This is a genomic window from Pseudomonas sp. SA233, from assembly GCF_054792385.1.
Map to the genome: position 1 here is coordinate 898874 of NZ_CP096449.1, position 21074 is coordinate 919947.

Annotated in this window: 18 protein-coding genes and 2 pseudogenes; 15 read left to right on the forward strand and 5 right to left on the reverse strand. The window is 62.2% G+C overall.

From position 1 onward, the window contains the following. Window positions 1-18: 18 nt before the first annotated feature. The 8 genes from M1D87_RS04170 (at window position 19) to M1D87_RS04205 (ending at window position 9184) form a co-directional block, all read left to right on the forward strand. Window positions 19-1383: a DUF1329 domain-containing protein gene (locus tag M1D87_RS04170; protein ID WP_421091776.1), complete on the forward strand. Its 1365-nt coding sequence runs from the start codon at window positions 19-21 to the stop codon at window positions 1381-1383. Between the two features lie 338 nt (window positions 1384-1721). Continuing rightward, the gene (locus M1D87_RS04175) at window positions 1722-4439 is read left to right on the forward strand and encodes a LuxR C-terminal-related transcriptional regulator (protein ID WP_409280355.1); all 2718 of its coding nucleotides are present in this window, start codon (window positions 1722-1724) and stop codon (window positions 4437-4439) included. Window positions 4440-4605: 166 nt separating this feature from the next. Next, window positions 4606-6213, forward strand: coding sequence for a tetratricopeptide repeat-containing response regulator (locus M1D87_RS04180; RefSeq protein WP_123085330.1), 1608 nt, complete (start codon window positions 4606-4608; stop codon window positions 6211-6213). Then, window positions 6210-6902 carry a sensor histidine kinase gene (locus M1D87_RS04185; protein ID WP_123085331.1) on the forward strand — a complete coding sequence of 231 codons (693 nt, stop codon included), beginning with the start codon at window positions 6210-6212 and terminating at the stop codon, window positions 6900-6902. The genes M1D87_RS04180 and M1D87_RS04185 overlap by 4 nt, the downstream gene beginning before the upstream one ends. 168 nt (window positions 6903-7070) lie before the next feature. Further along, on the forward strand, window positions 7071-7349 hold the full coding sequence (locus M1D87_RS04190; RefSeq protein ID WP_123085332.1) for an AbrB/MazE/SpoVT family DNA-binding domain-containing protein: 279 nt from the start codon (window positions 7071-7073) through the stop codon (window positions 7347-7349). Beyond that, window positions 7346-7693 (forward strand): type II toxin-antitoxin system ChpB family toxin, encoded by a 348-nt coding sequence (locus M1D87_RS04195; RefSeq protein WP_015268962.1) that lies wholly within the window; start codon window positions 7346-7348, stop codon window positions 7691-7693. Before M1D87_RS04190 ends, M1D87_RS04195 begins: the two co-directional genes overlap by 4 nt. Before the next feature lie 18 nt (window positions 7694-7711). Then, window positions 7712-8356 (forward strand): MBL fold metallo-hydrolase, encoded by a 645-nt coding sequence (locus M1D87_RS04200; RefSeq protein WP_013970945.1) that lies wholly within the window; start codon window positions 7712-7714, stop codon window positions 8354-8356. Window positions 8357-8464: 108 nt separating this feature from the next. After that, the gene (locus M1D87_RS04205; protein ID WP_013970946.1) at window positions 8465-9184 is read left to right on the forward strand and encodes an OmpA family protein; all 720 of its coding nucleotides are present in this window, start codon (window positions 8465-8467) and stop codon (window positions 9182-9184) included. Between the two features lie 156 nt (window positions 9185-9340). Here the strand turns inward: M1D87_RS04205 and pta are convergent, their stop codons facing one another. Both pta and M1D87_RS04215 read right to left on the reverse strand, forming a co-directional pair. Next, complete coding sequence (gene pta, locus M1D87_RS04210; RefSeq protein WP_024086271.1) at window positions 9341-11428, reverse strand: phosphate acetyltransferase; 2088 nt, start codon at window positions 11426-11428, stop codon at window positions 9341-9343. Window positions 11429-11459: 31 nt separating this feature from the next. Then, window positions 11460-11762: a DUF3565 domain-containing protein gene (locus tag M1D87_RS04215; RefSeq protein ID WP_123085333.1), complete on the reverse strand. Its 303-nt coding sequence runs from the start codon at window positions 11760-11762 to the stop codon at window positions 11460-11462. Here M1D87_RS04215 and M1D87_RS04220 point away from each other — a divergent pair. Together M1D87_RS04220 and M1D87_RS04225 are read left to right on the forward strand one after the other, a co-directional pair. Beyond that, a complete protein-coding gene (locus M1D87_RS04220; RefSeq protein ID WP_003259610.1) occupies window positions 11761-12246 on the forward strand; it encodes an FKBP-type peptidyl-prolyl cis-trans isomerase in 486 nt (161 codons plus the stop codon). The two genes, M1D87_RS04215 and M1D87_RS04220, sit on opposite strands and share 2 nt — an antisense overlap. Window positions 12247-12391: 145 nt before the next feature. Then, window positions 12392-12874 (forward strand): glutathione peroxidase, encoded by a 483-nt coding sequence (locus M1D87_RS04225; protein WP_015268966.1) that lies wholly within the window; start codon window positions 12392-12394, stop codon window positions 12872-12874. A 128-nt stretch (window positions 12875-13002) separates the two neighbouring features. Here the strand turns inward: M1D87_RS04225 and M1D87_RS04230 are convergent, their stop codons facing one another. Then, a complete protein-coding gene (locus tag M1D87_RS04230; RefSeq protein ID WP_123085334.1) occupies window positions 13003-14193 on the reverse strand; it encodes a glycosyltransferase family 4 protein in 1191 nt (396 codons plus the stop codon). A gap of 306 nt (window positions 14194-14499) precedes the next feature. On the opposite strand from M1D87_RS04230, the pseudogene M1D87_RS04235 reads away from it, so the two are divergent. The 4 genes and pseudogenes from M1D87_RS04235 to M1D87_RS04250 all read left to right on the forward strand — a co-directional run. Beyond that, window positions 14500-15099, forward strand: a pseudogene (locus M1D87_RS04235) (PAS domain-containing protein); the annotation flags it as partial. Window positions 15100-15327: 228 nt separating this feature from the next. Continuing rightward, window positions 15328-15687, forward strand: a pseudogene (locus M1D87_RS04240) (methyl-accepting chemotaxis protein); the annotation flags it as partial. A 226-nt stretch (window positions 15688-15913) separates the two neighbouring features. Next, window positions 15914-17260 (forward strand): DUF6861 domain-containing protein, encoded by a 1347-nt coding sequence (locus tag M1D87_RS04245; RefSeq protein ID WP_182329823.1) that lies wholly within the window; start codon window positions 15914-15916, stop codon window positions 17258-17260. An 18-nt stretch (window positions 17261-17278) separates the two neighbouring features. Next, window positions 17279-17896 carry a GAD-like domain-containing protein gene (locus M1D87_RS04250; protein WP_123085901.1) on the forward strand — a complete coding sequence of 206 codons (618 nt, stop codon included), beginning with the start codon at window positions 17279-17281 and terminating at the stop codon, window positions 17894-17896. 45 nt (window positions 17897-17941) lie between these two features. Here the strand turns inward: M1D87_RS04250 and cysZ are convergent, their stop codons facing one another. Then, window positions 17942-18670 carry a sulfate transporter CysZ gene (gene cysZ / locus M1D87_RS04255; RefSeq protein ID WP_004376058.1) on the reverse strand — a complete coding sequence of 243 codons (729 nt, stop codon included), beginning with the start codon at window positions 18668-18670 and terminating at the stop codon, window positions 17942-17944. 329 nt (window positions 18671-18999) lie between these two features. Between cysZ and trxB the strand changes: the two genes are divergently transcribed. Further along, complete coding sequence (gene trxB / locus M1D87_RS04260; RefSeq protein WP_015268972.1) at window positions 19000-19962, forward strand: thioredoxin-disulfide reductase; 963 nt, start codon at window positions 19000-19002, stop codon at window positions 19960-19962. Window positions 19963-20025: 63 nt separating this feature from the next. On the opposite strand, the gene nadC is transcribed toward trxB, so the two are convergent. Beyond that, on the reverse strand, window positions 20026-20874 hold the full coding sequence (gene nadC, locus M1D87_RS04265) for a carboxylating nicotinate-nucleotide diphosphorylase (RefSeq protein ID WP_004376060.1): 849 nt from the start codon (window positions 20872-20874) through the stop codon (window positions 20026-20028). Window positions 20875-21074 lie beyond the last annotated feature (200 nt).

Below are 21074 nucleotides of genomic sequence, written 5' to 3' on the forward strand. Positions count from 1 at the left end.
GATCCAGGACGACACGACATGAACAAGACCAGAAGTCTGCTGCAAGCCGGTGTGCTGGGCCTGTCCCTGCTGGCGACCAGCGTCATGGCTGCAGTATCCGCCGACGAGGCGGCCAAGCTGGGCAGTACCCTGACCCCGATGGGCGCCGAAAAGGCCGGCAACGCCGATGGCTCGATCGGCCCGTGGGAACCGCTGTCCAAGAGCGCGGGCAGCGTCGACGGCAAGGGCTTCCTGTCCGACCCGTACGGCAGCGACAAGCCGTTGTTCATCATCACCGCGCAGAATGCCGACCAGTACAAGGACAAGCTCTCGCCGGGCCAGCTGGCCATGCTCAAGCGCTATCCGGACACCTTCAAGATCCCGGTATTCAAGACCCATCGCGGTTCCACGGTGCCGGCCGATGTGTTCGCTGCCATCAAGGAAAACGCTACCAAGACCACCCTGGTCGAAGGCGGCAACGGTCTGAACAACTTCCGCACGGCTGTACCGTTCCCGATCCCGAAAAGCGGCCTGGAGGTGATCTGGAACCACATCACTCGTTACCGGGGCGGTAGCGTCAGCCGTCTGGTGACCCAGGCAACGCCCCAGCAGAACGGCTCTTTCAACCCGGTATACTTCTCCGACCAGTTCGTCTTCCGCGAAAGAATGAAGGATTACGACCCGAACAACCCGGGCAACATCCTGTTCTACTTCAAGCAGGAAGTGACCGCGCCTGCGCGCCTGGCCGGTACCGTGCTGCTGGTGCACGAAACCCTCGACCAGGTGAAGGAACCGCGCAAGGCGTGGATCTACAACGCCGGTCAGCGCCGCGTACGCCAGGCACCACAAGTGTCGTACGACGGCCCGGGTACCGCCGCCGACGGTTTGCGCACCTCCGACAACCTGGACATGTTCAACGGTGCGCCAGACCGCTATGACTGGAAGCTGGAAGGCAAGAAGGAGATGTACATCGCGTCCAACGCCTTCAAGCTCGACGACCCCAAGCTCAAGTACACCGACATCATCAAGGCCGGGCACATCAACCAGGACCTGGCCCGTTACGAGCTGCGCCGTGTATGGCACGTGGTCGCCACCCTCAAGCCGGGCCAGCGGCACATCTATGCCAAGCGTGACTTCTACATCGACGAGGACACCTGGCAGGCTGCGGTGATTGACCAGTACGACGGCCGTGGCCAACTGTGGCGCGTGTCCGAGGCACATGCCCAGCCGTACTACAACGTGGAGGTGCCGTGGTACACCCTGGAGGCCATCTATGACCTGCAGTCTGGCCGTTACCTGGCCTTGGGCATGAAGAACGAAGAGAAGCGCGCCTACGACTTCGGCTTCAGTGCCAGCAAGGCTGACTTCCAGCCAGCGGCACTGCGCCAGTCGGGTATTCGCTAAGTATCGCGCAACCTCGGAGCGCCCCGGCTTGTCCGGGGCGTTTCATTTTCCTGTACCGGCCTCTTCGCGGGTGAACCCGCTCCTACAGGTACTGCACTGGGCTTGAAACCTGCGCAATCCCTGTAGGAGCGGGTTCACCCGCGAAGAGGCCGGTACAGCAATAAAGCTGGTGAATACCTCTCCAAACCCCCGCCCCAGCCGCTGTCCATCAGCTATGTTGCTTTTTGTCGCAGTCTTTTCCAGTGGATTTGCGCCCATCATCTTCAAATGCGTAGCGTTACCCGCTAGTCTCGCAAGCATCCATACCGCCGTAGTCCTCCAACCAGAACGAGCCGGCCATGACAGATCTGTCCCGTACGCATGGATTCACCAGCCAGGCCCTGGGCCTGCTGGACGGGCGTTTCTTCCGGCCGCCCTTGCCGGACGGCCATGTGCCGCGCCTGCGCCTGTGCCAGCGGCTGCAAGCCGGTCTCGGCGGGCGGTTGTTACTGGTCAATGCCCCGGCAGGGTTCGGCAAAAGCTCCCTTGCCATCGAATTTTGCGAAGCGCTGCCCGAGCACTGGCGTAGCCTGTGGCTGGGCCTGAGCCAACGGGATGCCGACCCTGGCCGATTCCTCGAACGCCTGCTCGAAGGCCTGCAGCAGTATTGCCCGGCGCTGGGCGGCCAGGCTATGGGCCTACTGAAAATGCGCCAACGCCACCAGCCGTTCGCCTTCGAGGAATGGCTCGACGGCCTGCTCGACGAGCTGGCGCTGTACCTGCAAGCAGATACTCCCTTGTTGCTGGTGCTGGACGACTATCACCTGGCCCAGGGGCCGGTGCTCGACCGCTGCCTGCAGTTCTTCCTCAATCACCTGCCCCCCGGCCTGGTGCTGCTGGTCACCAGCCGCCAACGCCCGGATTGGCACCTGGCGCGCCTGCGCCTTTCGCGGCAACTGGTCGAACTCAACGAGCAGGACTTGCGCCTGACTACCGAAGAATCACTGGCGGTGCTCGGCCGCCAACCCACCGGCCTGCGTGGCCAGGCCCTGGACAACCTGATCCAGCGCAGCGACGGTTGGGTGGCAGGGTTGCGTTTCTGGCAACTGGCGGCCAGCGAGTCCGCTGACGAGCAGGCGTTGCCCCAGGCCTTGCATGGCGGCGAGGGCCTGATCCGTGACTATCTGCTGGAAGAAGTCATCGACATGCTGCCCGCCGATGTGCAGGCCTTCCTGTACGAAACGGCCTGCCAGGAACGTTTCTGCGCCCCGCTGTGCGATGCCGTACGCGGCCGCCACGACAGTGCCGCGATCCTGCGTTTCTTGCAGGCGCACCAGGTGTTCCTAGTGCCGCTGGACGAGCATGGCCACTGGTTCCGCTATCACCACCTGTTCTCCGACCTGTTGCGCAGCCGCCAGGCCAGCGAGCCGCTGGCCGACCTGCAGTTGCGAGCCTGCCGCTGGTTCGAAAGCCAGGGCCTGCTGGACGAAGCGGTGGAGCAGGCCCTGCGCGCCGGTTACCTCGATGTCGCTGCCGACCTGGTGCAGAGCCTGTCCGAGGAGCAACTGCTGGCCGAACAGAACGTCGGCATGTTGCTGCGCTGGAAGATGGACCTGCCCGACAGCCTGCTGATCAGCACGCCGCGGCTGATCGTGCTGTACAGCTGGGCGTTGGGCCTGGCGTGCCAGTTGGACGCGGCCGAGGACCTGGCGGGTTATCTCAGCCGTTTCCTGCCCGCGCCTTCGGCAACCGCGCAAAAGTCCATGCTGGCCCAGTGGCTGGCGCTGAGTGGTGTTATCGCCCGTGGCCGTGGTGATCGCGAGCGCACCCTGGCTTATTGCGGTGAAGCGCTGCAGAGTTTGCCGGGCAAGCGTTATGGCCAACGCCTGGTGTGCCTGTCGACGCTGTCCAACCTGGCTATTGCCGATGGCGATTTCTGGCGGGCCCGCGGCTGGAACCGCGAGGCGCTGGAGTTGGCCCAGCGTGTCGGCAACCCATTGTTCGAGGCCCTGGCCCATTACGACCGGGCGCGGGTGCTGCATGCCCGTGGCGAGGTGTTGCGCGCGCTGGACGAAGTTCGCCAGGGGTTGCAGCGCCTGCAAGGGCTGTCAGCACAGCGGCTTTACGCCGTGCGCGCCCGCCTGACGCTTTACGAGGGCTACCTGCTGGTGTCGCGTCTGCAGCCGTCCCAGGGTCGTGCCCGTTTACGTGCTGGGCTGGGCGAGGCGCGGGCCTGCCGTGATATCAGTGTGCTCATCGGCCACTGTGTGATCGCCACGCTCGATGGCCGAGAAGGGCACTTTGCCGAGGCCTTTGCCGAACTGGCCGAGGCCGAGCGGCTGATGCACATCTGGGATGTACCGCCGGTCTACTATCTGGCGATGATCACCCTGGTCAAATGCGAGTTGTGGTTGGCCCAGGGGCGCATCGACCTGGCCGAGTCCTGGTTGCTGCGCCTGGGTCAGACCTATGGCGGCGAGCAACCGGCGGCGGCCCCGGAGTTCCACCCGTTGCTGCCGTTGCACATCGCCTTGCAGCAGGCATCCCTCGAGCGTATCCAGTCGCGTAGCGCCGATGCGGCGCAACGGCTGGCAGGTCTGGTCGAGCGCGGCCAGGCCAGTGGCGGCATGATGCTCAGCGTCAGTGCCCTGTGCCAGTGGCTTGGCTTGTTGCTGGGAGAAGGTCGGGAAGAGCAGGCCGCCCAGTTGTTGCCACGGTTGCTGGCGGCAGCCCATGGCGGCGTGCTGCAACCGTTCCAGCCTTTGCTGGAGCAGCACCCGCAGTGGCTTCTCGAACAGCTCCAGGCAGTTGCCGCCTGCCCGGTGCAGGCCGAGTTGCTCAAGCGCCTGCCGCAGATACCAAGCGCCAGCATCGGCAGCGGCGAAGCCCTGAGTAGCCGCGAGTTGGCCGTGCTCGAGCTGATTGCCCAGGGTTGTTCCAACCAGCAGATCAGCGAGCGGTTGTTCATTTCCCTGCACACGGTGAAAACCCACGCCAGCCATATCAACAGCAAGCTGGGGGTGGAACGGCGTACCCAGGCGGTGGCGAAGGCCAAGTCCCTGGGGCTGCTGGTGTGATATTGGCCCAGCAAGGTCTTGCTCGTTGAAGTGATGGCTCGAGGCCGTGGCTCATGGCTCGTGGCCGCCAGTGCTCTACCCTCATCTTTCCCGACCAGCTGCCGATACAGCTATCGGTGGCATCGCCTCGCGCGATTTTTCAATCATTCCAAGGCAGGTCGTGTTGATGCTGCAGTACGGGCAAAAGAGCTTTCTGATCGTCGACGACTTTACCGACTTTCGTACGTCGACCCGTTCCATGCTGCGCGAACTGGGCGTGCGTGATGTGGACACCGCCGACAGCGGCGAGCAGGCGCTGCGCATGTGCGCGCAAAAGCGCTATGACGTCATCCTGCAGGACTTCCACCTGGGCGACGGCAAGAAGAACGGCCAGCAGGTGCTCGAAGACCTGATCCTCGACAAGCACATCAGCCATGAGTGCATATTCATCATGGTCACGGCCGAGAGCAGCCAGGCCATTGTCCTCAGCGCCATCGAGCACGAGCCTGATGCCTATCTGACCAAGCCGTTCAACCGAGTTGGCCTGGCCCAACGTGTCGAGAAACTGTACCAGCGCAAGACCCTGCTCAAGCCGATCCTGCAGGCCCTGGACCGCAATCGCCCGGCCGAAGTGCTGGCTGCCTGCGCCGAGCTGTGCAAGCGCGACCCACGCCTGGCCCCGCTGTGCCTGCGCTATCGGGCAGATGCCTTGCGCAACCTCAACCGCTTCGAGGAACTGGAGAAGTTCCTCAAGGCCATCCTGGCCAGCCGCCCGCAGCCATGGGCCTACTCGGCGTTGGGCAGCCTGATGCACAAGCGTGGCCAGAATGCCCAGGCCCAGGGCGTGTACGAGCAGGCGCTCAAGGCCTTCCCGATCATGCCGGGCCTGTACGATGGCATGGCCGAGGTGCTGGTGGCCCAAGGCGAAACCAGGCGTGCGCAGAACATGCTTGAAGAAGCCGTGCGCCTGTCGCCGCTGTCGGTGCGCCGGCAGTCGACGCTGGGCAAGCTGGCGTTGGAAAACGAAGACTTCGAGAGTGCCTCGAAGGCATTTCGCCATGCGGTGAATCAGGGCCAGAGCTCGCGCTACAAGGACGCCGAGAACAACCTGGGCCTGGTGCAGGCGCTGATGAGCAGGAATGCCGGTTTTGGCCTGGATGCACGCACACGGGTCGAGATCAACAGCACACTCAGCGAAGTGGCCAAGGAAAACCCCGAGGACCAAGGCCTGCAGGTGCGTGCCCGCATGATGAAGGCCGCCAGCCTGCAGCAGGCCGGCGACCCTGAAACGGCTGCAAAGCTGACCGAACAGGCGATCCAGCGTCTGGACAAGATGAACCAGTTCTTCTCGGTCGATTCGGCTCTGACCGTTGCCGTGCAGTTGCAGGCCATGGGGCAGGAAGCTGCTGCCATCGGCGTGCTGAAGAGCTGTGTGGAAAGTTATGGCGACGACCCCAAGGTCATGGAGAGGGTCGGCAAGCTGACGGACGACCCCAGCGTGCTCAACGCCATTACCGAAGCTGTCACCCTCAATCGCCAGGGTGTGCGCAGTTACCAGGGAGGGCAGCTCGCCGAGGCATTGCAGCTGTTCCGCAAGGCGCTGGGTTTGCAGCCGAAGAACATCAGCATCGCCCTCAACACTGCCCAGGCGCTGCTGCGCATCGGCGGAGACAACCCTCAGCCCGCGATCATGCAGGAGTGCCGCGACGCCCTGACCAGCGTGGCTGGCATCCCCGCCAGCGACAACCGCTACGACCGCTACCGCAAACTGCACATCCGAGTGTTCGGCGCATGAATCAAGACAACCAGGGGCTGGATTTTTCCACGGTGATCGCCTCCACCGTGCACGACCTGAAGAACTCCCTGTCGGCGCTGATCCAGTCCCACAACCAGTGGATGCAGCGCTTGCCCGAGGAGCTGCGCGGTGGTGCCGAGCAAGGGGTGATGGAGCATGAGTTTCGCCACCTCAACGGCATGCTGGTGCAGTTGCTGGGGTTGTACAAACTGGGCGTGAACCAGTTGCCGGTGTGCCCGGACTACCACGAACTGGACGATTTCATCGAAGCCCAGCTGGCGGCACACGAGGAAGTGCTCAAGCACAAGGACATCCTTGCCACCTGGCGCATCGACACCGACAACCCGCTGGGCTTCTTCGACCGCGAACTGGTGGCCTCGGTGATCGCCAACGTGATCACCAACGCCACCCGCTTCGCCGCGCATGCCTTGCTGATCAGTATCGAAGAGGCAGACAACCAGTTGGCCATTTGCGTCAACGATGACGGCCCGGGTTATCCACAGCGGATGCTCGAACGCCAGGAGGAATTCATTCAGGGTATCGATTCGACCAGCGGCAGTACTGGCCTGGGCCTGTATTTTGCGGCGCGGATCGCGGCACTGCATGAAAGCGGCGGGGTGCGCGGGCGGATCGAGATCTCTAATGGCGGGGCGCTTGGGGGTGGGTTGTTCAGGTTGTTTTTGCCTTGAAACTGACAAGGATTGCGTTTCAAATTTTTGCAGCTGGAAAGTAGCTTCCCAAGGTGATGTAGGGCATTTCCTTCTTGAGGTTGCAGGGCTTTTGTCCATGCCGGGCAAATGACAGTGTAGATACGACGTCTCTACATTTCGCTTGCAATCATTTGGAGGGTTTCTACTATGTATCTACCTTGGGAGATACTCATGCAGATCAAGATTCAACAGTGGGGTAACAGCGCCGCGATTCGCTTGCCGGCTGCAGTGCTCAAGCAGATGCGTCTCGGAGTCGGCTCTACCTTGAGCCTGGACACCGCGGGTGAGACCATGGTGCTCAAACCCGTCAGGTCGAAACCCAAATACACCCTTGAAGAGCTGATGGCTCAGTGCGATCTGGATGCACCGGAGCCAGAGAACATGGCCGACTGGAACGCGATGCCACCAGTAGGGCGTGAAGTGTGAAACGGGTGAAGTTCGCCAGGGGCGATATCGTCCGCATCAATCTCGATCCGACTGTTGGACGGGAGCAGCAGGGTGCTGGGCGACCTGCGCTGGTGCTCACTCCCGCTGCGTTCAATGCGTCAGGCCTGGCTGTGGTAGTGCCGATCACTCAAGGTGGCGATTTTGCCAGGCATGCGGGTTTCGCCGTCACGCTCAGCGGTGCGGGTACGCAGACTCAGGGCGTGATGCTCTGCAATCAGGTGCGCACAGTCGACCTTGAAGCCAGATTTGCCAAACGCATAGAGTCGGTACCCGAGGTCGTCATCCTTGATGCACTGGCTCGCGTACAGACCCTCTTCGATTAACCGGTTCCCGTATTCCCTATGCAGAATCCATCGTCAGCGCTCATCCGCGAAACCTTCCCCGTAGGCCCCCTGCAGTGCAACTGCACCCTGATCGGCGACCCGCTGACCAAAAAGGCCATCGTCGTAGACCCCGGCGGTGACCCGGACAAGATCCTGGCCCGCCTGCAGGCCCACGGGCTGACACTGGTGAGCATCATCCACACCCACGCGCACTTCGATCACTTCCTCGCCTCGGGCAAGCTCAAGGAGCTGACCGGCGCCACGCTGCACTTGCACAAGGACGACCAGTCGCTGTGGGACAACCTGGAAATGCAGTGCCAGATGTTCGGCGTGCCCTACACTCCGGTACCCGCGCCAGACCGCTGGCTGGGGGATGACGAGGAGCTGGCCTGTGGATGTGGCGTGGCCTTGCATACGCCAGGCCACACGCCAGGCTCGATGAGTTTCTGGTTTGCCGACGCCAAGCTGCTGATCGCCGGCGATACCCTGTTCCGCCGGGGCATTGGCCGTACCGATTTGTGGGGTGGCGACCAGCGGGCCATCGTCCGTTCCATCAGGGAGCGGCTGTACCGGCTGGACGAGGAGGCCATCGTGGTGACCGGCCACGGGCCTGATACCCGCCTGGGCGACGAAATGCGCGAGAACCCCTTTGTGCGTGCCTGATGGCACATGAAGGTACTTTCACGGAATTTTTCGGCGCCGATGCAATCCAAGCCTGGCATAGATCCCTTTATGATCTGTCGCATTCATGAATTCAGTAGGAGCTTGTCCATGTTCACCATGCGTCGTCTGATTATCGTCGCAACCGCCGCTGCCCTGATGACCGGCTGTGCCGGCCAGAACCCTTATGACAGCCAAGGTCAGGCGCAGGGCTCCACCGGGATGAGCAAAACTGCCAAATACGGCGGCCTGGGCGCGCTGGCCGGTGCTATCGCCGGTGCCGCCATCGACCACAACAACCGTGGCAAGGGCGCACTGATCGGCGCTGCTGCCGTGGGTGCCGCTGCAGCCGGTTATGGTTACTACGCCGACAAGCAGGAAGCCGAATTGCGCGCGCAAATGGCCAATACCGGTGTGGAAGTTCAGCGCCAGGGTGACCAGATCAAGCTGATCATGCCGGGCAACATCACCTTCGCAACCGACTCGGCCAACATCGCGCCAAGCTTCTACTCGCCGCTGAACAACCTGGCTGGCTCGTTCAAGCAGTTCAACCAGAACACCATCGAAGTGGTCGGCTTCACCGACAGCACTGGCAGCCGCCAGCACAACATGGACCTGTCCCAGCGCCGTGCGCAGGCGGTCAGCACCTACCTGACCTCGCAGGGTGTGGATGCCTCGCGTATCACTGTACGTGGCATGGGGCCGGACCAACCGATCGCCAGCAACGCCGACGCCAATGGCCGTGCGCAGAACCGCCGTGTGGAAGTGAACCTGAAGCCGATTCCGGGTCAGCAGTATGACCAGCAAGGTCAGGTTCAGCAGTATCCCTGATTGACCGCCGGGGCCGCTTTGCGGCCCTTCGCGGGCTTGCCCGCTCCCACAGGTTTAGCGCTAGGCTCAGGAAATGCGCGGTTCCTGTGGGAGCGGGCGTGCCCGCGAACACCGGCGAAGCCGGTGCCATGCACCGCGGTGCATGCTTCGCAGGTATCAGCCCGCCACGCTGGCCTGGATCGCCGTCAGGGCAATGGTATGCACGATATCGTCAACCTGAGCCCCGCGCGGCAAGTCGTTCACCGGCTTGCGCAACCCTTGCAGCATCGGCCCCAGGCTGACCCCGTCGGTGCTGCGTTGCACCGCCTTGTGGGTCGTGTTGCCGGTATTCAGGTCAGGGAACACGAATACCGTCGCCCGCCCGGCTACCGGGCTGCCCGGCGCCAGGTCCCGTGCAATCGCCGGGTTGGCCGCCGCGTCATACTGCAACGGCCCGTCGATCAGCAGCTCCTGCGCCGCGCCCTGTGCCAGGCGGGTCGCTTCGCGCACTTTCTCGACTTCCTCGTCGCTGGCCGAATCGCTTGAATAACTGATCATCGCCACCCGTGGCGCGATGCCGAAGGCCTGCGCCGATTCGGCACTCTGCCGGGCGATCTCGGCCAGTTCGACAGCACTGGGGTGCGGGTTCATCACGCAGTCGCCGTACACCAGCACCTGCTCGGGGAACAGCATGAAGAACACCGATGACACCAGGCTCGAGCCCGGTGCGGTCTTTATCAGTTGCAGAGCCGGGCGGATGGTGTTGGCGGTGGAGTGCACCAGGCCCGAGACCAGGCCGTCCACTTCGTCCAGGGCCAGCATCATGGTACCGATCACCACCGGGTCTTCCAGTTGCTGCTCGGCCATTGGTGCATTGAGGTTCTTGCTCTTGCGCAGCTCGACCATCGGCTCTACATAGCGCCCGCGAATTACCTCGGGGTCCAGGATTTCCAGGCCAGGCGGCAAGGTGATGCCCTGGGCGCGGGCCACGGCGTCGACATCCTCGGGCTTGGCCAGTAGCACGCAGCGGGCAATGCCGCGGGCCTGGCAGATGGCCGCTGCCTGCACCAGCAGCGGCTCGGCGCCTTCCGGCAGGACGATGCGCTTGTTGGCCTGCTGCGCCCGCTGGATCAACTGGTAGCGGAACACGGCTGGCGACAGGCGCAATTCACGCGGCGTGCCGCAACGCTGGTGCAGCCAGGCGGCGTCGAGGTGGCTGGCGACGAAGTCGGTGATGAATTCGGCGCGCTCGCGGTCGTCCACCGGGATTTCGCGGTTCAGCGAGTTGAGCTGGTTGGCAGTGTCGTACGAGCCGGTACTGACCGAAAGGATCGGCAGGCCGGCCTGCAGGGCGCCACGGCACAGACCAAGGATACGCGCGTCAGGTTTGCTGTCGCTGGTCAGCAGCAGGCCGGCCAGCGGGACGCCGTTGATCGCCGCGAGGCTGACGGCGAGGATGATGTCGTCGCGGTCGCCCGGGGTCACCACCAGGGTACCCGAGGTGAGCAGTGGCACCGTGTTGGCAACGGTACGCGCGCAGATGATGATCTTGCTCATGCGCCGCTGTTCATAGTCGCCGGCATTGAGCACCTGGGCACCGAGCAGGTCGGCCACATCGCGGGTGCGCGGGGCGTTCAGTTCAGGCTGGTAGGGGATGCAGCCCAGCAGGCGGAAGTCGTTGCCGCGCAGTAGCGGCGAGTGCTCGCGCAGGCGGGTGGAAAAGTCCGCCATGCTTTCGTCGGTGCGCACCTTGTTGAGGATTACCCCGAGCACCTTCGGGTCGCGCGGGCCGCCGAACAGCTGGGCCTGCAGTTCGACCCGGCCGGACAACTCGCTGAGCACTTCGTTTTCCGGCGCCGATACCAGAATCACCTCGGCATCCAGGCTCTTGGCCAGGTGCAGGTTGACCCGCGCCGCATAGCTGGCGTGGCGCGTGGGCACCATGCCCTCGACCACCACCACGTCGTTGCCGATGCAGGCTTGCTGGTAAAGGCGGATGATTTCTTCGAGCAACTCGTCCAGCTGGCCATCGCCGAGCATGCGCTCGACATGGGCCAGGCTCAGCGGCACTGGGGGCTTGATGCCGTGGGTACGGGCAACCAGCTCGGTGGAGCGCTCGGGGCCGGTGTCACCCGGGTGAGGCTGGGCGATCGGCTTGAAGAAGCCGACCTTCAGGCCGGCCCGCTCCAGGGTGCGCACCAGACCCAGGCTGATGGAAGTCAGGCCGACACCGAAATCGGTCGGCGCAATGAAAAATGTCTGCATGCGTGCTTCTCGAAATAAGCGGTGCAAGAAATTAACGGTCAAGGGTAGCGCTATCGGCCCCTTGTGCGCACCAGCCGCAAGCGAAAGGCTGGCCGATACGCTGCGCGCGTTGGGCCGGGTCGAGCACCCAGGGGCGCGCCTGCCACGGCGGCTGGTGGCGCAGGTGCTGGGTGTGGCCGCAGGACAGTTCGGCCACCCAGTGGCCCTCTTCGTCCTGGTGGAAGCCGGTGATCCGACTGATGGGCCGTTGCTCGTCCGCGGTGCGTTCGCAATCGGGCGATGGCTTGGTTACACTTGTCCGCTCTACATACTTTTGCAAAAGGTCTTGCCCCATGCTGATCGCCGCCAACAAGGCTGTCTCCATCGACTATACCCTGACCAACGACGCCGGGGAGACCATTGACAGCTCCGCCGGCGGTGCACCGCTGGTTTACCTGCACGGTGCCGGCAACATCATCCCGGGCCTGGAAAAAGCCCTGGAAGGCAAGCAGGCCGGTGACGAGCTGAACGTTTCCATCGAGCCGGAAGATGCCTACGGCGAATACCTGGCCGAGCTGGTCAGCACCCTGAACCGCAGCCTGTTCGAAGGTGTCGACGAGCTGGAAGTGGGCATGCAGTTCCACGCTTCGGCGCCGGATGGCCAGATGCAGATCGTCACCATCCGCGACATCGACGGCGACGACGTGACTGTCGACGGCAACCACCCGCTGGCCGGCCAGCGTCTGACCTTCCAGGTCAAGGTGGTCAACGTTCGTGATGCCAGCGACGAAGAAATCGCTCACCGCCACATCCACGGTGAAGGTGGCCATCACCACTGATTTTTCTGCGCTAAGCTCAGAAAGTCGCCAGGCGCTCGGGCAAGCCGATTTGCCTTCCTACGGGAGGTGGACGGTTTGGACGAGCGCCTTTTTAGTGGGCGTAATTCGCCTGCGCGGCAACCGGGAACCTGAGAGGGGATTCATCATGAGTGCTTTTCACGACCTGAAACTGGACGCGTTGAACGGCGGGGAGCTGCCCCTCGCACCGTTCAAGGGCCAAGTGGTGCTGGTGGTCAACGTTGCCTCCAAGTGTGGTCTCACGCCGCAATACAAGGCCCTGGAGAACCTCTACCAGAATTACAAGGACAAGGGCTTCAACGTGCTTGGCCTGCCGTGCAACCAGTTTGCCGGGCAGGAGCCTGGCAGCGAAAAGGAAATCCAGGAGTTCTGCAGCCTCAACTACGGGGTGAGCTTCCCGCTGGGTGCCAAGCTGGAGGTCAACGGGCCGCAGCGCCATTCGCTGTACCGCCTGCTGGCGGGTGAGGGGGCGGAGTTCCCGGGCGACATTACCTGGAACTTCGAGAAGTTCCTGGTGGGCAAGGACGGGCGGGTGCTGGCGCGTTTTTCGCCGCGCACTGCGCCGGATGATCCTGCGGTAGTGCAGGCTATCGAGAAAGCCTTGGCCTGAAGCGCCTGACTCGGTCCCTGTAGGAGCGGCCTTGTGCCGCGAATGGGCCGCGAAGCGGCCCCAGGCATTCGGCATCATGGCAGCCATCGTGGGCCGCGCTGCGGCCCATTCGCGGCACAAGGCCGCTCCTACACAGATCGCGTAGCACCTAGCCTCGAAGCTGGCGAAGTCGCAGCCTGGTTCCGGGCTGCATGCAGATACCCCTCAAACTGCTCGACAATCCCTGGCCATCCCTGGTGGCTGGCATGCTTTCGCGCATTCAGGCGCACCCGCCGTAACGTCTCTTCTTCCTCCAGCAGCCAGCAGGCTGCATCGATGAACGCCGCCTGGTCCCCCGGCATGGCCAGCGCACCGCTATGACCGTGGCGAATATGCTGCGCGGCGGCCGCCTCGTCATAGGCGACCACCGCCAACCCCGAGGCCATGGCTTCGAGCACCACATTGCCAAAGGTTTCGGTCAGGCTCGGAAACAGGAACAGGTCACCGCTGGCATAGTGTTCGGCCAGCACCTCGCCACGCTGGGCGCCGCAGAACATGGCATCCGGTACCTGCTGTTCGAGGGCGGCACGCTGCGGGCCGTCACCGACCATGATCAGGCGCAGACGTTTGTGTGGATAAGCTTTCTGCAGTGCCTCCAGGCTTGGGCGCAGCAAACCCAGGTTCTTTTCTGCCGCCAGCCGCCCGACATGCAGTACGGCGATGTCGTCCGGGCCGAGCCCCCAGCTTTCCCGTAATGCGGGGCTGCGCCGGGCCGGGTTGAACAGGCAGGCATCGACCCCCCGGGCCAGTAGTTCCAGGCGTTCGAAGCCACGGCGTTCGAGCTCCAGGCGCTGGCTGAGGCTGGGTACCAGGGTGATCGCCGTGCGCCGATGGAACCAGCGCAGGTAGTTGGTGAGCAGGCGCGTCAGCAGGCCCAGCCCGTACTGGCCGGAATACTGCGGGAAGTTGGTGTGGAAGCCACTGACCACCGCAACCCCGAGGCGCCGGGCCGCGCGCAGTGCACTGAGCCCAAGCGGCCCCTCGGTGGCGATGTACAGCACATCCGGGCGCTGTCGACGCCAGCGGCGCAACAGCTTGTGCATCGATACCTCGCCCCACTGCAAGCCCGGGTAGCCAGGCAGTGGCCAGCCACGGCACAGCATCAGGTTCGGGTCGCTGTGCCGCGGTGCTTCTCCGGCCTGGCGTGGGCGCACCACTTCGATCTCATGACCGCGTTGGCGCAACCCCTCGCTGAGGCGGCCAATGGTATTGGCCACGCCGTTGATCTCGGGTGGGAAGGTTTCGCTGACCAGGGAAATGCGTAGGGCGGGTGTATTCATGACAAAAAGTTTCCGCCTGCTGGATTGCGCGAATGTGACTGCCATGTGACGTAAAGATGACGCCTGCTCGCTGACGCGTATGTCCACGTGAATATTTCATTGCAGGGCACTCAAGCGGGGGCATCGGCAGCCGATGAAGATGCATTCGACTACCCGATTCGCTCCAGGAGAGCGGTGATGTTCAACAACAAGCTCAAGCAAGAAATCCGGCAGCTTCGCGAAGACCTGATGTCCATAGAACAGGTCAAGAATAGCCTCGACAGCGAGATGCTGGTACTTCAACTCGACCCTCAGGGACGGATCGAGATGGTCAATGCCAACTTCGAGAGCGAGATGCTCTACCGTGGCGAACAATTGCTTGGGCGCAACATCGAGGACATCGTCCCCGCCCATGTGAAGACGCTGGATTTCCACCAGCGCATGAAAGGCGCAATCAGCCGCGGTGAACACCTGAACGGTGCATTTCGCCTGCTGCGTGGCAATGGCCAGGAAGCCTGGCTACGGTCGATCCTGCAGCCGGTCAAGAACAGCGAGGGGCGCATCAAGTATTTCACGCTGCATTCCAGCGACCTTACCCGCACCATCGAGACCTCCCGCGAGCACGAAAGCCTGATCAAGGCCCTGATGCGCTCCACCGCGGTGATCGAGTTCGATCTCGATGGCACCATCCTCACTGCCAACGACCGGTTCCTGGGCGCTGTCGGTTACCGCCTGGAGCAGATCCGTGGCAAGCATCACCGCATCTTCTGCGAGCCGGAGGAGGCCAACTCGGCCGGCTACCAGGCGTTCTGGGACAAGCTGCGCCGTGGCGAGTATGTTGCCGACCGCTTCAAGCGTATCGATGCCCACGGCCGGGTGGTCTGGCTGGAAGCTTCATACAACCCGATTTTCGATGCCCATGACGTGCTGTACAAGGTGGTGAAGTTCGCCACCGTCATCACCGATCAGGTCAACCAGGAGCAGGCGGTGGCCGAGGCGGCGGATGTCGCCTACAACACCTCGCTGGGTACCGATGCCAGTGCCCGCAAGGCCACCGATGTGGTCACCCAGAGTGTCAGCGTGATGCGCGGGCTGGAAGCGTCGATGCAAGAGGCGGCAGAGGGTATCCAGGCACTGGATACCCAGTCGCGGGTGATCGGCTCGATCATCAAGACCATCAGCGACATTGCCGGGCAGACCAACCTGCTGGCGCTGAACGCGGCCATCGAAGCGGCCCGCGCTGGCGAACAGGGGCGTGGGTTTGCCGTGGTTGCCGATGAAGTGCGCCAACTGGCCTCGCGCACCAGCACCGCCACCGAGGAAATCGCCCGCGTGGTACAGCAGAACGAGCAACTGGCCCAGGCGGCAGTGGCGATCATCGACACCAGCAAGCGCCAGGCCGAGCAGGGCCTGGCACTGGCGGACGAGACAGGGAGCGTGATCGTCGAGATTCAGGATGGTGCGAAGCGGGTGGTGGATGTGGTGGGGCAGTTTTCCAGCCAGTTGAGTCTTTGATATGGCCTGAGGTTTGTAGCGCCTATGCAGTCGAGCCCCCGCCCAGATGGGGCTCGATCTCAGGAACGACAAAGATCCCCAACCTTCTCCTTGGTGCCGGCTGAACAGCTCAACTTCGCTGAACCTGCTGTAAAAGAATTCGCATTTTCCTACAACTGACTCAGAAACCTCCGATCCGAATCCATGATGGGATTTCCCCCTGCACACGCTGTCAGGGAGACACCTCATGTACCTGGATTACCTCGTTCCCTCCTGGCACGAGATCGAGTCACGTGTCATCGCCATGGTGGGCTACCAAAGCGGTGGCCAGTTCCGCACCAGCCTCAATGAAGAAGTCGCCTCGCTGGGCCTCAACCTGCGCCGTATAGAAGCTGTCCGCACAGCCTTCTACCACGCCGAATGGCAGGCGGCGCACATGCTGCGCCAGCGCTTCGCCGACCTTGACATCAACGGCATCGTCGACGAACTGCTGATGGTCGTGCGGCAGATGGCGATGATCGTCGCCGGCAGCACCATTACCGGTGGCCTGCTTGGTGCGGGGGTTGGCGCATTCGCCGGCGGCGCCGGAACCATTCCGTTCGCCGGCGCGGGCGCGGCCATAGGCCTCAAGGTCAGTGGCTGGATCCTCGGCGCCCTGGGGTTGGCCTCCATCGCCGAGTTCTTCATCGAGGGCTTGCCGCGTATCGGCGAGTACTACGTCGATGGCATTCGCTTCGCCTGGGAAGGCACCTGCGGCAATGAAGGCACGGGCCCGTTCTGCCGGGACGACCCCTATGCGATATCCCGGGCCACGCATCAGATTGCCCAAGGCCACGTGGAAGTCGTGCTGCTGTTGTTGGGGGCGATCGTGTCGTACCTCACCCGCGGCCGCGGCGATGCCCGGGTGCTGGCCCAGGAAATGGCGGCCAGCCGCAAAGGTGCGCGGCTGGGGCAATGGATGCTCAAGCATGAAGAGGGCTTGAAGAAACGGCCGGACCTGCAGGTGCCGGAGCGGCGCAAGGGGGCGGTGGGTGAGCCGCAGCCGATGCAGCCTGATCGGCCGGCAGGGAAAGACAAGGAGCCCTCGACAGGGAAGCCCGGTAGCATGCCGTTGCATACCGTGGCGTGCTTCAAGGCAGACAAATTGCCAGTATCCAAGCATGGCGAGTTTGAACGGCAGTTGAAGGGGCAGCAGGATGGGCTAAACCGGCTTACGGTTGAAGAGTTTCTTGAAAATCTTACTCATCCAGTCAAGCGGGATCCGAACATTGCCAGGAAAGCAAGGAAGAAACTGTATGATAAATTGAAAGATAGAATTCAGAAAGATTTGATGAAAAGTATGAGCCCTATTGAAGCTAAAAAGCTTTCAGTGAAGCAAGCAAAGGAAACCATGTCATCGCTTGCGGCATTGCATAATCCAGATTTGAGCGCGGGTGGTCGGGACGCTATTTCTGACTTCGGCGACAGACAAGTCAACTCTACTATAGGTCCGCAGTGGAAAAATAGAGTGAGAGGATTAAAGCAAGCCGCTGAAGAGCTATCCAGATCGGGTGGTGCATCAAGCCTTTTGAATGTCAGGTTGCATAAATGCTAATAGTTAGAGTTTTTTAATATGGATGAATTCTTTTCAATTTTTATAGAGGAAATGGGTAATCCTGTATTCCGGCAAGAGGTTCCGCCTTCGAGCATACAGCGTTATAGTGGAAAATTGCCGGAAAAATTATTGGAATATTGGGCTGAGCACGGATGGTGTGGATACGGCGACGGGATATTCTGGACTGTCAACCCACAGGATTACGAGGGGGTGGTCGCTTCATTCATTGAAGGTACTGCATTAGAGGGGCGTGATACGTATCATCTAGTCGCTCGCGGTGCCTTTGGCGATCTCTATCTATGGGGTGAAAATTCCGGGTTTTCATTGGACATCATAGCCTACGCGTCACGTTATTCTGGCAAAGACCATGAATTAGCGACAGCTGATATCGATAGGGAAGTGCAAGGTTTTTTCCTGGGCATGGAGAAGGAATCCAATGATTTCGGCGACCTATTCGAGCCAGCAAAGAGAAAATTAGGCATGCTAAAGCACGATGAAATGTATGGTTTTGTTCCGGCCTTGGCGTTCGGTGGGCCAAGTGAACTTGCTAATATCGAAAAGGTTAAGGCAGTGGAACATTTGATATTGCTTTCTCAGATTTCTACTCTAGAACCCTACAGCTTCTCTGACTTCTAGAAACGCAATCTGCGGAAAGGGGCTGCCCTGCAGCCCCTCGCCCCTTCAGTTGCGCTCCCGCACCCAGAACAACGTAGCCCCGGCCACCGCCGCCGGCATCATCAGCACGTTCACCACCGGCACCATCAACGCCAGATAGGTGATGCCGCCAAAGCCCAGCGATTGCCAGCGCTTCTGCCGCAGCCAGGCGAGCATGTCCTGCCAGCTCATCTTGTTGTTGTCCGCCGGGTAGTCGATGTACTGGATAGCCATCATCCACACCCCGAAGATCAGCCAAAGCGGCGCCGCCACCACGTTGACCACCGGGATCAGCGACAGGATGAACAGGCCGATGGCCCGCGGCAGGAAGTAGCCCAGCTTGCGCATTTCACGGCCGAAGGTACGTGGCACCATGGCCACCAGTTCGCCCCAGCTGAACGCGGGGAAATTGTCCTCGCCACGCACCACAACCTCGACCTTTTCCGCCAGAAAGCCGTTGAACGGCGCGGCGATGATGTTGGCCACCAGGGTGAAGGTGAAGAACACCATCAGCACCACCAGGGCGACGAACAGCGGCCAGAGGATGTAGGTGAGAAAGCTCAGCCAGCTCGGCAAGCTCGGCATCAGGGCGTCCACCCACAGGCTGAACTGGTGGCCGGCGAAGTAGATCAGGCCGCCAAACAGCAGCAGGTTGACCGCCAGCGGCAGCAGCACGAACAACCGCAGATTGGGGCTTAGCACCAGTTTCAGGCCTTCGCGCAGGTACTGGGGGCCAGAGAGTACAGGGGCTTGCATCGAGAGACTCCGCAGAGAAGGAAAACGCGCTGACCTTACCGAGTTTGCCGCGCCGACGAAAGGCGGGCAGCGGGCGGGAAACGGGCTGTAACAAAAGCAGCAGGGCTTGGCTATCGATCAAATCGCTGAATAGACGATGGCTATGAGGTGGATTGTCGAAGGATATTTCCTTAATCTTTGCGACCTCGCTACAGTGCGCTCACTTTCCGCTTTATGGGCCTGCGCGTTGTAGCCTTCCCCAAGTGCTGCGTGGGTCCTTTTTTAATTTCCAGGCAGGCGCAGCCGGTACACCGATGCCGGCCCTGCGGCCCGCTCGACAGGAGTTCGACATGTCTGAAGTACGTCATTCGCGCGTCATCATTCTCGGTTCCGGCCCTGCCGGTTACAGCGCCGCGGTGTATGCTGCCCGTGCCAACCTCAAGCCGCTGCTGATCACCGGCATGCAGGCCGGTGGCCAGCTGACCACCACCACCGAAGTCGACAACTGGCCGGGCGACCCCCACGGCCTGACCGGCCCTGCGCTGATGCAGCGCATGCAGGAACACGCCGAGCGTTTCGAAACCGAAATCGTCTTCGACCACATCAACGCCGTCGACCTGGCCAACAAACCCTTCACCCTGCAGGGTGACAGCGGCAAGTACACCTGTGACGCGCTGATCATCGCCACTGGCGCCAGCGCCCGCTACCTGGGCCTGCCGTCGGAAGAAACCTTCATGGGCAAGGGTGTATCGGCCTGTGCCACCTGCGACGGCTTCTTCTACCGCAACAAGCCGGTCGCCGTGGTGGGTGGGGGCAACACTGCCGTGGAAGAGGCGCTGTACCTGGCCAACATCGCCAGCAAGGTGACTCTGGTACACCGTCGCGATACCTTCCGCGCCGAGAAGATCCTGGTCGACAAGCTGCACGCCCGTGTGGCCGAAGGGAAGATCGAGCTCAAGCTCAATGCCACCCTGGACGAAGTGCTGGGTGACAACATGGGCGTGACTGGTGCGCGCCTGAAGAACAACGATGGCAGCAGCGACGAAATCAAGGTCGACGGCGTGTTCATCGCCATTGGCCACACCCCGAACACCTCGCTGTTCGAAGGCCAGCTGACCCTCAAGGACGGTTACCTGGTGGTCAACGGCGGCCGTGAGGGCAATGCCACCGCCACCAACATCGAGGGCGTGTTCGCCGCCGGTGACGTGGCCGACCACGTTTATCGCCAGGCCATTACCTCGGCCGGTGCCGGCTGCATGGCGGCGCTGGATGTCGAGCGTTACCTGGATGGGCTGGCCAACGCTTCGTTCTGATCCGAGAGCGCCACCAATGAAAAAACCGGCCCTGAGGCCGGTTTTTTCATGCCTGCAATCAGCTTACAGGCTTAACCGCATCGACAGGTCTACCGCCTTCACATCCTTGGTCATGGCACCAATCGAGATGTAGTCCACCCCAGTCTCGGCAATCACCCGCAAGGTCGTCTCGTTGACCCCGCCACTGGCTTCCAGCTTGGCCTTGCCCGCAGTAATGCGCACTGCTTCGCGCATCTCTTCCAGAGTCAGCTCGTCGAGCATGATGATGTCGGCACCAGCGGCCAGTGCCTGGCGCAGCTCATCCAGGCTTTCCACTTCGATTTCCACCGGCTTGCCCGGCGCAATGCGGTGCGCCGCCGCCACGGCCGCGGCCACGCCGCCGCTGGCTGCGATGTGGTTTTCCTTGATCAAAAAGGCGTCGTACAGGCCGATGCGGTGGTTGTCGCAACCGCCGCAGGTCACTGCATACTTCTGCGCCAGGCGCAGGCCCGGCAGGGTCTTGCGGGTGTCCAGCAGGCGTACCTGGGTGCCTTCCACCAGGTCGGCAAGGAAACGCGCACGAGTGGCGACACCCGACAGCATCTGCAGGAAGTTCAATGCACTGCGCTCACCACTGAGCAGCGAACGCGCGGGGCCCTCCAGATGGAACAGTGGCTGGTTGGCCGTGGCGCGCTCGCCATCGGCCACCTGCCAGTGCACGGCCACGCGTGGGTCGAGTTGGCGGAACACGGCATCGACCCAGGCGGTGCCGGCGATCACGCAGTCTTCGCGGGTAATGATGGTCGCCTTGGCCAGGCGCTCGGCCGGGATCAACTGCGCGGTGATATCGCCACTGCCGATGTCCTCCAACAGCGCACGGCGCACATTGGCTTCGATTTCAGCGGTCAGGTCGGCAAGGCGTAGGTTCGGCATGGTCGGCTCCACAAGCTAGATGCCGGCGATTATAGGGCAGGGGGCCGGTGTGTACAGTCGCCTCGGCGATGACCTTTGGTCGGCCGGTGTGAGCAGGCGTGGTAAATCAGGGTCATTAGCCAGCTAGTGAAACGGCGCTGGCAGCTGTGCGGATTTTTACCGATAATGGTGACCAGTATTTGGCGTCATGACTTTGACGA

Bases quoted from the DNA above. Each gene is read 5' to 3' on its own strand.
- M1D87_RS04220 (WP_003259610.1), top strand. From the start codon at position 11,761: ATGCTGATCGCCGCCAACAAGGCTGTCTCCATCGACTATACCCTGACC.
- M1D87_RS04245 (WP_182329823.1), top strand. From the start codon at position 15,914: ATGTACCTGGATTACCTCGTTCCCTCCTGGCACGAGATCGAGTCACGT.
- M1D87_RS04230 (WP_123085334.1), bottom strand. From the start codon at position 14,193: ATGAATACACCCGCCCTACGCATTTCCCTGGTCAGCGAAACCTTCCCA.
- M1D87_RS04180 (WP_123085330.1), top strand. From the start codon at position 4,606: ATGCTGCAGTACGGGCAAAAGAGCTTTCTGATCGTCGACGACTTTACC.
- cysZ (WP_004376058.1), bottom strand. From the start codon at position 18,670: ATGCAAGCCCCTGTACTCTCTGGCCCCCAGTACCTGCGCGAAGGCCTG.
- pta (WP_024086271.1), bottom strand. From the start codon at position 11,428: ATGCAGACATTTTTCATTGCGCCGACCGATTTCGGTGTCGGCCTGACT.
- M1D87_RS04175 (WP_409280355.1), top strand. From the start codon at position 1,722: ATGACAGATCTGTCCCGTACGCATGGATTCACCAGCCAGGCCCTGGGC.
- M1D87_RS04205 (WP_013970946.1), top strand. From the start codon at position 8,465: ATGTTCACCATGCGTCGTCTGATTATCGTCGCAACCGCCGCTGCCCTG.
- trxB (WP_015268972.1), top strand. From the start codon at position 19,000: ATGTCTGAAGTACGTCATTCGCGCGTCATCATTCTCGGTTCCGGCCCT.
- M1D87_RS04170 (WP_421091776.1), top strand. From the start codon at position 19: ATGAACAAGACCAGAAGTCTGCTGCAAGCCGGTGTGCTGGGCCTGTCC.
- M1D87_RS04185 (WP_123085331.1), top strand. From the start codon at position 6,210: ATGAATCAAGACAACCAGGGGCTGGATTTTTCCACGGTGATCGCCTCC.
- M1D87_RS04225 (WP_015268966.1), top strand. From the start codon at position 12,392: ATGAGTGCTTTTCACGACCTGAAACTGGACGCGTTGAACGGCGGGGAG.
- nadC (WP_004376060.1), bottom strand. From the start codon at position 20,874: ATGCCGAACCTACGCCTTGCCGACCTGACCGCTGAAATCGAAGCCAAT.
- M1D87_RS04200 (WP_013970945.1), top strand. From the start codon at position 7,712: ATGCAGAATCCATCGTCAGCGCTCATCCGCGAAACCTTCCCCGTAGGC.
- M1D87_RS04250 (WP_123085901.1), top strand. From the start codon at position 17,279: ATGGATGAATTCTTTTCAATTTTTATAGAGGAAATGGGTAATCCTGTA.
- M1D87_RS04190 (WP_123085332.1), top strand. From the start codon at position 7,071: ATGTATCTACCTTGGGAGATACTCATGCAGATCAAGATTCAACAGTGG.
- M1D87_RS04215 (WP_123085333.1), bottom strand. From the start codon at position 11,762: ATGGGGCAAGACCTTTTGCAAAAGTATGTAGAGCGGACAAGTGTAACC.